The organism is Fulvivirga kasyanovii, assembly GCF_009711405.1.
In the GTDB taxonomy this organism is placed as follows: domain Bacteria; phylum Bacteroidota; class Bacteroidia; order Cytophagales; family Cyclobacteriaceae; genus Fulvivirga; species Fulvivirga kasyanovii.
This window is the reverse complement of sequence record NZ_SMLW01000555.1, coordinates 6815-18691: the sequence shown is the minus strand read 5'-3', so window position 1 is coordinate 18691 and position 11877 is coordinate 6815. Positions and strand designations below refer to the sequence as shown.

4 protein-coding genes are annotated in these 11877 nt (G+C 46.2%); all 4 read left to right on the top strand.

Annotated features, from left to right (window positions below; all coding sequences use genetic code 11):
* Positions 1-49: 49 nt before the first annotated feature.
* Positions 50-1042, top strand: a complete 993-nt coding sequence (locus tag E1163_RS13615; RefSeq protein WP_155172684.1) for a FecR family protein — start codon at positions 50-52, stop codon at positions 1040-1042.
* 10 nt (positions 1043-1052) lie between these two features.
* On the top strand, positions 1053-4205 hold the full coding sequence (locus E1163_RS13610) for a TonB-dependent receptor (RefSeq protein WP_246223661.1): 3153 nt from the start codon (positions 1053-1055) through the stop codon (positions 4203-4205).
* Between the two features lie 95 nt (positions 4206-4300).
* On the top strand, positions 4301-7096 hold the full coding sequence (locus E1163_RS13605) for a TonB-dependent receptor (RefSeq protein WP_155172682.1): 2796 nt from the start codon (positions 4301-4303) through the stop codon (positions 7094-7096).
* Positions 7097-7621: 525 nt separating this feature from the next.
* Complete coding sequence (gene dnaE / locus E1163_RS13600; RefSeq protein WP_155172680.1) at positions 7622-11869, top strand: DNA polymerase III subunit alpha; 4248 nt, start codon at positions 7622-7624, stop codon at positions 11867-11869.
* The last annotated feature ends 8 nt before the right edge of the window (positions 11870-11877 follow it).

Sequence of the window (11877 nt, the reverse complement as noted above, 5' to 3'; positions counted from 1 at the left end):
AAGCTCAGGGTAATAATACTAAAAGGGCTATGTTAAACCACGTCACAGGATGAAACAGGAACAACGATTAATCAAAAAATACCTTGCAGGTAACTGCACCGAAGAGGAGCAGAAAGCTGCAATGAAAATATTAAGCCAACCTGGATCGTCCTCCTTGCTTGATGAAGTGGCCGATGAAGTATGGAATGAGCTCTCCGATGACGAAAAGCCTGCTATAGACTCCGAAGGACTTTATCATGGTATCGAAAAAGAACTTGGCCTTACTGCCTCCAGATCCAAAACCTCTAACATCAAACCCTGGCTATATGCTGCATGTATCAGTCTTTTGGTGATTTGCACTTTCTATTTTGTTCAAAAGCAGTCTGTAAACACACCACCTGTTCCCGAACTCGTGGTCAAAAGCATGCCGGCCGGCCAGAAATCCACCATCATATTAAGCGACGGATCAAAGATCATCCTCAACTCAGGAAGTAAAATCAGCTACCCCAAAACCTTTACGGATACCAGCCGGATCATTACCCTTGAGGGTGAAGCCTTCTTTGATGTAGTAAAAGACAAAACACGACCGTTTTCGGTTGTAGCCAATGGTGTAGTAACCACAGCCCTTGGAACTTCTTTCAATATCAATGCCCGAGGCCCTGTTTGCCGCATTGCTTTAGCCTCCGGCAAAGTGATCATCAACAATGAAAATGATAACCGAAAAGATAAGAACGAACAATATATTCTTGCTCCCGGCGAAGCCCTTGAAGTAAATACATCCGCCAAAACCACGCGTAAGTTTACTTTCGACCAGCAATCTGAGCTACTCTGGAAAGAGGGCGTTCTTTATTTTAAGAACACCCCACTGGAGGAAATTGCCAAACGCCTGGAGCTATGGTACGATGTTGAGTTTCAGTTCAAAAGCAAAACCGGTTTGCAAAAGAAGTATACCGGACGATTTGAAAATGCAAGCCTTGAGCATGTTTTGGATAACATGAGTTATGCCCTGGGATTTGAATATTTTATTCAGGGCAAGAAAGTAACCATTATCAATCAACCTTAACCACGACCCAATGCTAAAACTGATCAAGAAAATTCTCATCATGGCCCTGGGCACTGTAGCAATGATCGTTCAGGCTGCAGAGGCCCATCATGCCAGGGTGAAGAGTGTCAGAGAAGTTTACATCGATTTGCACTTAAAGAAAGCAACTTTAAAAGAGACTTTCGAGCAAATGGAAAGCAAAACCAGTTTTCGTTTCCACTATTGCGATGACGACATCAACGAAAGCCTCCGCCTCACCAAAAATTACAAAAACGTTTCCATTGCAACTATCCTCCAGGACCTATCCAAAGAAGCCCGCCTCAAATTCCGACAGATCAACGAAGACATTAGTGTAAGCAAGCTAAGATACAGGGACAGAAAAGAAGAAACCGTTCAGATAGACCTTATCGTCAAAACCATAACAGTAACGGTATTGGATGAAAATAAACAGCCACTACCGGGCGTAAACGTGGTTGTGAAAGGTACTGCCACCGGTGGCACAACGGACCTTTCCGGCAAACTGGTGCTGGACGTGCCTGACGATGCCGTATTGGTTTTCAGCTACATCGGATACAAAACACAGGAAATATCCGTAGGTAACAATACCTCCCTGACCGCAAACATGGAGCTGGATGAAGCCCAGCTACAGGAAGTGGTAGTAGTGGGCAGCAGAAATCAGAACCGCACGGTACTGGAAACACCAGTACCCGTGGATGTGATTGCCGTTGATGAAATTGTAAAAGACGTCCCCCAGCTTGAAGTCGGACAAATCCTGAATTACGTTGCCCCTTCGTTTTCATCCAACCGCCAGACCATTGCAGATGGCACTGACCATGTAGACCCTGCATCCCTGCGAGGCCTGGGGGTAGACCATGTGTTGGTGCTGATCAATGGTAAAAGGCGACACAACAGTGCGCTTGTCAACGTCAATGGCTCAGTAGGTCGTGGCTCAGTGGGCACTGACCTGAACACCATACCCGCTGCCGCTATCAAGCGCATAGAAGTTCTCCGGGATGGTGCCGCCGCCCAATACGGCTCTGATGCCATAGCCGGAGTGATCAATATCGTACTTAAGGATGATGTGGATAAACTCTATTTTTCAGGTACCTTGGGCGAGACTTATGAGGGCGACGGAGAAAATGCACAGTTCAATGTAAACTACGGGTTTAAAGTTGGGAAAAGAGGTTTTATAAACCTGACTGGTCAGTACCAATATCGCGGCCGCATCGACCGTGCAGGGGAATGGAATGGCACTGTTTTCAAGACTGACTGGGACGGATCTTCCCCCAGCATATATGCCGAAAACTTTCAGGCAGGTGATTTCAGTCCTTTTGATGTAGGCAAAAAACTAACCCAGGCAGAAGCTGATGCCATAAACGCTGCCAATGCCTATACCAACAACCTTACCCCTCAGGAAGAAGAAGCACTGATCAACCAAAACGGAGGCCGAAGGGCATTTACCATGAAGGTAGGTCAATCCGAAGCCATCAACACTGCCTTTATGATGAACAGCTCATTTGAAATAGATGATGAAAAGGAATTTTACCTCTTTGGTGGCCTCAATTCCAGAAGAGGCCAGGCTACCGGTTTTTACAGATTGCCCAATCAGGATCGTACATTAACTACGGTATATCCTAACGGATTTCTTCCTGAGATCAATTCTGAAATTTTCGATGGTGCCATTACCGGTGGCCTGAGGGGCAAAATCGGTGAGTGGTATGTAGATTTCAGCAATACCTTCGGCACCAACTCATTTACCTACCATGTTACCAACTCGCTCAATGCTTCGCGAGGAAACAGTACAGCAACGGCTTTCAATGCAGGAGGCTTCAAATTTTCTCAAAATACTACCAACCTCGACTTCAACAGATACTTCCCTGACCAAATAGAGGGAATAAACGTAGCCTTTGGCGCCGAATACCGCGTAGATACCTATGAAATCTTCGCCGGTGAAGAAGCCTCTTACAGGAACTATGGTAATGTGAATGTCATTGACACCCTTGCTGACGGTTCTCCATTTTCCAATGAGTTCAACCAGGTCAACATCTTTTACAATCGCCCCGGAGGCGCTCAGGTATTTCCTGGCTTTCAGCCGGAAAATGAACTAAAAGAAAGCCGGTCAAATGTCGGCCTCTATACCGATGTGGAGCTAAACTTCACCAAAGACCTTTTTATAGATGTAGCTGCCAGGTATGAGGACTACAGCGATTTCGGTAATACCTTTAACTGGAAAGTAGCCGGCAGATGGGCTATCACCAAACCACTGGCCATAAGAGGTGCCGTAAGTACCGGTTTCAGGGCTCCATCATTACCTCAAAGATATTACAACAGCACCTCTACCCTGTTTTTCCTTAACGCTGAAGGCGTAAATGTGCCCAACGAAGTAGGCACTTTTAGAAATGACTCACGCATTGCCGAGCTTTTTGGTATCCCCAACCTCTCCAATGAAAGCTCTGTAAATATCAGTGCCGGTATTACCTGGCAGATCAATGACAACCTCAATTTTACCTTAGATGGTTACGGCATCCGCATTGAAGATCGGGTAGTGCTAACCGGCTCGTTCAGCTCCAGCAGCAGCGACGAAATTGCTGCAATTCTCAACGAAGCCAATGCAGCCTCAGCCACCTTTTTCGTCAATGCCATCGATACGGAAACCAAAGGGCTGGACATGATCCTTACTCACAGGACACTCCTGGCCGGTGGAACATTAAAATCATCACTGGCAGCTAACTTCACCTCCACGGAAGTCACTGATATAAATATTCCGTCGAGCCTGCAAGGGGCGCCCGAACAATTCTTCAACAGGGAAGAACGGAACCGCTTTGAAGATGCACTACCACAATCGAAAATTAACCTCACACTCCTTTACCATATTGGCAAATTCAACGTTACGCTTTCCAATGTCCGGTTCGGGGAAATCTGGGTAAGGACTGACAATACAGATGCAAACGGTGATTTCATAGATCAGAAATTCGGAGCAAAAATAATTACCGATCTCAGTGTCGGGTATAACATAACAGATCATATCAATCTTACGGTCGGGGCAAACAATCTCTTCGATATTTATCCGGATGAAAACCGGGAGGAATTCCGGAGCAATGAACGGTTTATCTACTCGAGGCGGGCCACACAGTTTGGCTTTAACGGAGGATTTTACTTTGCCAGGCTAAATCTCACTTTATAAAGATAAAAACATAGAAAAAACACACAGATACCCCGGTATCCCGGGTGAACTGTACCTGAAAAAGCAACCAATGTCAAACCCATAAATTTAATTACATGCAAAAACAAATTACTATTTTATCACTCATGCTGTTCATTGTCCCTTTGTGGGCAAGTGCGCAGACAATCAAGGGGACCGTTAAAGGGGCCGACGGTCCGGTAATCGGTGCGACGATCAGCACCGCAGCAGGTTCCGGAACTACAACTGATATAGACGGTAAGTACTCGCTTAGCCTGTCGCCAGGTACTTACACTGTTACTACCAGTTACATCGGATTAGTTTCACAAACCAAAGAATTCACCCTGGCAGAAGGTGAAACCGTTACCTGGGATGTAGCTATGGAAGAAGACCAGCTTACCTTGCAGGATATTGTGATCGTAGGTTCGCGTAACGCTCCAAGGTCATCAACTGATACTCCACTGCCGGTGGATATGGTTGCGGCCGATGAGCTGGTTTCTACCGGTCAGCCTACATTTGATAAGGCGTTGCAGTACCGCGTGCCATCGTTCAACACGGTTCAGACCCCTGTTAATGATGCTACTTCACTGCTCGACCCTTACGAGATCAGGAACATGGGCCCCAGCCGTACTTTGATCCTGATCAATGGCAAAAGGAAAAACCTGAGCTCACTACTTTACACCCAAACCTCTCCCGGTAGAGGTGAAACAGGTGCCGACATCTCTGCTATCCCAACTGACGCCATCAAGCGCGTTGAGATACTGAGGGACGGTGCTTCTGCTCAATATGGTTCTGATGCCATTGCCGGTGTAATGAACATCATCCTTAAAGACAATGCCGATGGTGGCTACGTAACTTTGCGCACCGGCATTACCTCAGAAGGTGATGGTGAAATGATAGGTGTAGCTCTGAACAACGGAAGTACCCTGGGTGATAACAAAGGGTTCATCAATTATACCCTTGACCTATCCAAAGTAAACCTGGCCAACAGGCCCGGCACCGTAGATGCAGAAGGCGAGGCTGCAGATTTCGGCGCTGATATTGAGGATGTTGAAGCATTTTTGGCCCTAAAGCCTGATGCCGGTAACATCAATGGTTCCCCTGAAACCACTGCTGCCAAATTTGTAGTAAACAGTGGCCTTGATCTAAGCGAATCCACAAACCTTTACTTCAATGCAGCTTATGTTTACAAAAAGGTAAACAGCTTTGCCAACTACCGTACTCCATACTGGAGAACGCTGGATGATTTTCCATACCTGGCAGACTTCTTCCCTGACGGACCTGGTGGAAGTTATGTAGGTTATGTACCGACCTTCGATGGTGACCTGAATGACTATAACGGCACGGTAGGTTTCAAGTCTAAATTGAATGACTGGATTTACGATGCCAGCTTCACAACCGGTGGAAACAAACAAACCTATACAGTGAGAAACTCTCACAACAGAAACACTGTGCTTTCACCTCCCACGTACCTTGGCGACCTGAACAACAATGGTGTTGTAGATGCTGACGAAATTCAGCAAGGTGTTAACCTTTACAGAGAAAACAGCCCTATTTCATTTGATCCGGGTGGCACAAAATTCTCTCATATCGTGGGTAACCTTGACATTTCAAGAGTGATTTCCGACCAATTGGGCATTGCCTTTGGAGCGGAGTTCAGGTCTGAAACATTTGAGGTAATTGAAGGAGAACTGGCCTCATATGATGGTGGTGGTGCAGACTCATTTGCAGGAAACAGACCTGAAAATTCAGGAAAGTTCAACCGCTACAACTTTGGTGGTTATGTAGACATCGCATTTGATGTAACCAAAGACTTCTTATTGAATGGTACTGCCCGCGTTGAAAACTACAGCGACTTCGGTGACGCCTTCGTTTGGAAATTAAGCACCCGGTATAAGGTACTTGATGATAAACTGACTTTAAGATCATCGTTATCAACCGGTTTCAGAGCTCCTACACTGCATCAGATCTATACTCAGAAAGCTCAGTACAGCTTCGTGCCAGGCCAGGGTATCCAGGTTGGAGGTTTGGTAAACAACGTATCACCTCAGGCAAAGCTCTTAGGTATCCCTCAGCTTGATGCAGAGAAATCAACAAACTTTACTGCTGGTTTCGGATCAAGGCTGAGCAACAAACTAGACTTCACTGTGGATTACTACAACATCCAGGTGAAAGACAGAATCGTGCTTAGTACTGAGATTGGACCAACAGAAAGTGGTGACACTCCATTGGATGACCTGCTGACTGCCAATAACCTTTCTGATGTAAGCTTCTTTGCTAACGCTATTGACACCAGAACATCTGGTATAGATGTAGTAGCTAATTACAAAAATATCCCTCTGGGCAATGGCATGTTGGGTTTCAACCTGTCAGGAAACTACACCATTGAAAATGAAAGAGATGGCGCGGTAAACAACCCTGCAATAGTTGAGCAGGGACAGCAGTCAGTGGTTAATGAAACTCAGGAAGCATTGTTCTTCACTTCAAGACCCAAAACTAAATGGATACTTGGCGCTCACTACGACATCGGCAAGTTCGACTTCGCTGTTAACAATACGTATTTCGGCAAAACTACATTCAGACAGCAAGGTATGAGCTCTGACCTGAAAACAGAGTTTATCCCTAAAGTAGTAACTGACCTAAGTGTAAACTACACTGCCTCAGAAAGGGTAAATGTGACTTTCAATGTCAATAATATTTTCAATGTATTGCCTGAATGGGAGTTTGTAGCTTTAAATGCTGACGGTGAAGCTATTCTTGCTGACCCTGCACAGACAAAAGTACAATCTAACCTAATCACATTCAACCAGCGTTACTCTCAAATGACTTACGATGGTTATCACTTTAGCCAATTGGGCACAATGTTCAACCTGGCTGTAAATGTAAGGTTCTAGTATATCACACCTTTTTCTACTAGTTGTTTTGAGGGCTGCCTGCTTTTGCAGGCAGCTTTTTTTATACCTACCCCTTTCGGTTGAATCAACATGGGTTTAGAACCACAAACGAACAGAGCTAAAATGCCGCTTTACTAAACTTCCAAAAGTTTGGTAAAGCTGAGCTGTTCAGTAGTACCGGCAGTAGGTAATACCTTAAGTCAGAGAATTTCCTTATCCTTTCTATGCGCATAGCTTCACCTAGCTTCAGGCAGTGCGTTAACTTTAGACAAAATGTCCTCCCCAGTCACAGAAAATGGGTGGGATGCTCTGCTATAACAGTCTGTCAGGGGACAGACCGGGGAGAAGAGTTGTTCAGCGGCACTGGCAATAGACCCAACCACAAAAATCCCCTCAAAACAACCGCCACGGCCCTCCAAAAATTGACAGCAAAAATCCTCGCAGGAACCTCCCCTGTTCTCCCGAAGTTTTACGATATTTGAAGATCATTTTTGATTGTCTTTTTCAAACCGCTAGCACATCAGCATGTATTTAATTTTTGATACCGAAACCACTGGTTTACCTCATAATTATAGTGCCCCTATAACCGATCTGGATAACTGGCCCAGGCTGGTACAAATAGCGTGGCAGTTGCATGACAACAAGGGAAACCTGCTTTCCAGTCAAAATTTTATCGTTAAACCGGAAGGGTTTACCATTCCCTACAACTCTGAAAAAGTCCACGGGATCTCCACCAAGCGTGCACTGGAAGAAGGGCATCCTCTGGAAGAAGTTCTCAATACCTTCTCCAAAGACCTCGAAGCTGCGCAGGTCGTCATCGGTCATAACATTGACTTCGATAATCGCATAGTAGGTACGGAATATGTAAGGGTCGGGCAGAGCGATCAGGGGCATGGCCTGCTGGAGAAAAACAAAATAGATACTGCTGAGGTCTCCACCGAATTCTGTCAGCTTCAGGGAGGTATCGGGGGCCGGTTAAAAGCGCCTAAACTGATCGAGCTGCATGAAAAGCTGTTCGGTTCGAAGTTCAATGATGCTCACGATGCGGCTTATGACGTTGATGCTACGGCAAAATGTTTCTTCGGACTGATCACCCAGAAAGTGGTAGAACCACTGGACGGCACCGATGTCGCGGAGATTACCTATGAGGCGCCGGAGCTTGCTGATGCCAACTTTGCCAAAATTGAAGAGGCCTCCGAAATAAACTTTGGGGGAGACAAAGAGGCCGCAAAAAAAATAGACCACCCTTTCTCTCACCTGCATGTACACTCCCAGTTCTCGGTACTCCAGGCTGTACCGGATATCAAAGGACTGGTAGCCAAAGCCAAGGAATATAACATGCCAGCCGTTGCCCTTACCGATCTGGGCAATATGTTTGGAGCTTTCAAGTTCGTAAGGGAGGCGCTGAACAATGAAATCAAACCCATAGTTGGTTGTGAATTTTATGTGGCAGAGGAAAGAACTAAATTAAAATTCACCAAAGACAACCCCGACAAACGGCATAACCAGGTATTGATAGCCAAAAATAAAAACGGCTACCATAACCTCGCCAAGCTTAGTTCCCTGGCCTATATTGAAGGCCTTTACGGCATCTATCCTCGTATAGACAAAGACCTGATCAAAACCTATTCGGAAGATGTTATTGCGCTGACGGGTGGGCTGAACAGTGAAATACCTTACCTGATCCTGAACGTAGGTGAGCACCAGGCCGAAGAGGCCTTCCAATGGTACCTGGAAGTATTTAAAGATGACTTCTACGTGGAATTCCTTCGCCACGGAGATATTGCAGGGCAAGGTCTTGAAGAGGAAAACCGGGTAAACAGCGTACTTCTTGATTTTGCAAGGAAGTACCACGTAAAAATAATCGCGGCCAACGATGTCTACTATCTGGATCGGCAGGATGCAGAAGCTCACGATGTACTGCTATGTGTGAAAGACGGCGAAATGAAGTCTACCCCTATCGGAAGGGGACGCGGCTATAGGTTCGGTTTTCCCAACAACGAATATTATTTCAAGTCTCAGGAGGAGATGAAAATCCTCTTTAGTGATATTCCCGAAGCTATCGAGAACCTTTCTGAGCTGGTTGATAAAATTGAGGTTTTCAAACTTGACCGGGATGTACTTCTTCCGGCTTTCGGTATCCCCGATGAGTTTAAAGACCCGGAAGACGACAAAGACGGAGGCAAACGAGGTGAAAATGCCTTTCTGCGACACCTGACATATGAAGGAGCAAAAAAACGCTATCCCGAAATTACCGATGAGATCAGGGAACGTCTCGACTTTGAGCTGGAAACCATCAAAAACACAGGTTATCCGGGTTACTTCCTGATCGTTCAGGACTTCACCAGCAAGGCCCGGGAAATGGGCGTATCCGTGGGACCGGGCCGGGGTTCGGCGGCAGGATCGGCAGTAGCCTACTGCATCGGGATCACCAACGTAGACCCCATTGCATATGACCTCCTTTTTGAGCGTTTTTTGAATCCTGACAGGGTATCACTTCCCGATATTGATATTGACTTCGATGACGAAGGCCGTGATAAGGTAATTCAATACGTAATCAACAAATATGGCAAGCAGCAGGTAGCCCAGATCATTACTTACGGTACCATGGCCGCCAAATCTTCCATCCGGGATGCTGCCCGGGTGATGGAACTCTCGCTCTCGGAAGCCAATGACCTTGCCAAGCTGGTACCTGAAAAGCCAGGTACCTCCCTGGACAAAGCCTTCAGGGAAGTGAAAGAACTGGAAGTGATACGGAATGGCAGCGACCTGAAAGCCAAGGTACTGAACCAGGCCAAAATTCTGGAAGGCTCGGTAAGGAATACAGGAACACACGCCTGTGGTGTGATCATTACCCCTGATGACCTGACCAAGTTTATCCCTGTTTCTACAGCCAGGGATTCAGAGATGCTGGTTACGCAGTTTGACAACAGCGTGGTAGAGAATGCGGGTATGCTTAAGATGGACTTTTTGGGGTTAAAAACCCTCACCATCATTAAGTCCGCCATTGCCAATGTAAAAAAACGTCATGGTGTGGAAATCGACATCGATACCATACCACTTGATGACCAAAAGACTTACGAGCTTTATCAACGTGGCGAGACAAACGGTACGTTCCAGTTTGAGTCTCCCGGTATGCAGAAGCACCTCAGGGCATTAAAGCCGGATAAGTTTGAAGACCTGATAGCCATGAACGCCCTCTACAGGCCGGGGCCGATGGAATACATTCCTAACTTCATTGCCAGGAAGCACGGGGAAGAAGAGATCACCTACGACATCCAGGACATGGAAGAATACCTGGCCGAGACCTATGGTATTACGGTGTATCAGGAGCAGGTGATGTTGCTGTCGCAGAAACTGGCGGGCTTCTCCAAAGGTGATGCGGACGTTCTGCGTAAGGCTATGGGTAAGAAAATATTTGCCCTGCTGGAAAAACTAAAGCCAAAATTCATTGATGGCGGTAAAGAAAGAGGGCACGATCCCGAAGTGCTGGGCAAGGTATGGAAAGACTGGGAAGCCTTTGCTGCCTATGCCTTTAACAAATCGCACTCCACATGTTATTCGCTGGTAGCTTACCAGACGGCTTACCTTAAAGCCCATTACCCTGCCGAGTACATGGCAGCAGTACTTACCCACAACCAGAGCAACATTGAAAAGGTAACTTTCTTCATGGAAGAGTGCCGAAGTCTGGGGATCAAGGTACTTGGGCCACACGTGAATGAATCTGCCGTAAACTTCGCGGTTAACAAAGAGGGCGAAATTCGCTTTGGACTTGGAGCCATTAAAGGAAGCGGTGATGCTGCGGTAGAAAACATCATTGAGGAACGAGAGAAAAATGGTTCTTACAAGGATATTTTTGACTTTGCCGAGCGGGTTAACCTGAGAATGGTGAACAAGAAGACCTTTGAATGCCTGGCCATGTCCGGTGCTTTCGATTGCTTTGACGAATACCACCGTCGCCAATACCTGCAGGCTCCTGAAAATGAGCAGACGCTGATCGAGAAGGTCATCAAGTATGCCAACAAAATGCAGATGGAGGCCGAAAGCTCGCAGGCCAGCCTCTTTGGCGGTGATACCGGTGTGGACACTCCAAAGCCGAAAATCCCGTACATGGAGCCTTTCGGTGAAATAGAAAAACTGAATATTGAGCGTGATGTGGTCGGGCTTTATATCTCAGGCCATCCGCTTGATGATTTCAAATTTGAGATTGATAGCTTCTGTAATACGGAATTAAACGAACTCAATGACCTGCCACCTCTGCAAAACAAAGAGGTAAAGGTGGCCGGTGTGGTTTCAGGTTTTGCCCATAGGACCACCAAAGGCGGAAAACCTTTTGGAACGCTCACTATGGAAGACTACAATGGCAACTTCACTTTCTTCCTTTTCGGTGACGACTACATTAAGTTCAAGGAGTACCTGATGCAGGGTTGGTTCCTCTACATTCAGGGCCGTGTGGTAGAGAGAAAGTGGGGAGACAAGAGTTTGGAGTTCAAAATCCTGAACATAGAACTGCTCAACGACCTCAGGGACAAGCGCACCAAAGGCCTTATGGTCAACATCAACCTTAATGAGATCAATGAGACCGTCATTAAAAACCTCGAAGAAGTATGCCTGCAATACAGAGGGGATTGTGCCCTTCACATGAACCTCGTGGATGTACAGGAGAACATTTCAGTGGAAATGATGTCTCGTAAATTTAAAGTAAACCCGAGCAATGAAATGATGGAGAAAATGAAGCAGATACCGGCAGTTCATTGTAAAGTATTGGTTTAAAATAAAAA

Bases quoted from the DNA above. Each gene is read 5' to 3' on its own strand.
- E1163_RS13615 (WP_155172684.1), top strand. From the start codon at position 50: ATGAAACAGGAACAACGATTAATCAAAAAATACCTTGCAGGTAACTGC.
- E1163_RS13610 (WP_246223661.1), top strand. From the start codon at position 1,053: ATGCTAAAACTGATCAAGAAAATTCTCATCATGGCCCTGGGCACTGTA.
- E1163_RS13605 (WP_155172682.1), top strand. From the start codon at position 4,301: ATGCAAAAACAAATTACTATTTTATCACTCATGCTGTTCATTGTCCCT.
- dnaE (WP_155172680.1), top strand. From the start codon at position 7,622: ATGTATTTAATTTTTGATACCGAAACCACTGGTTTACCTCATAATTAT.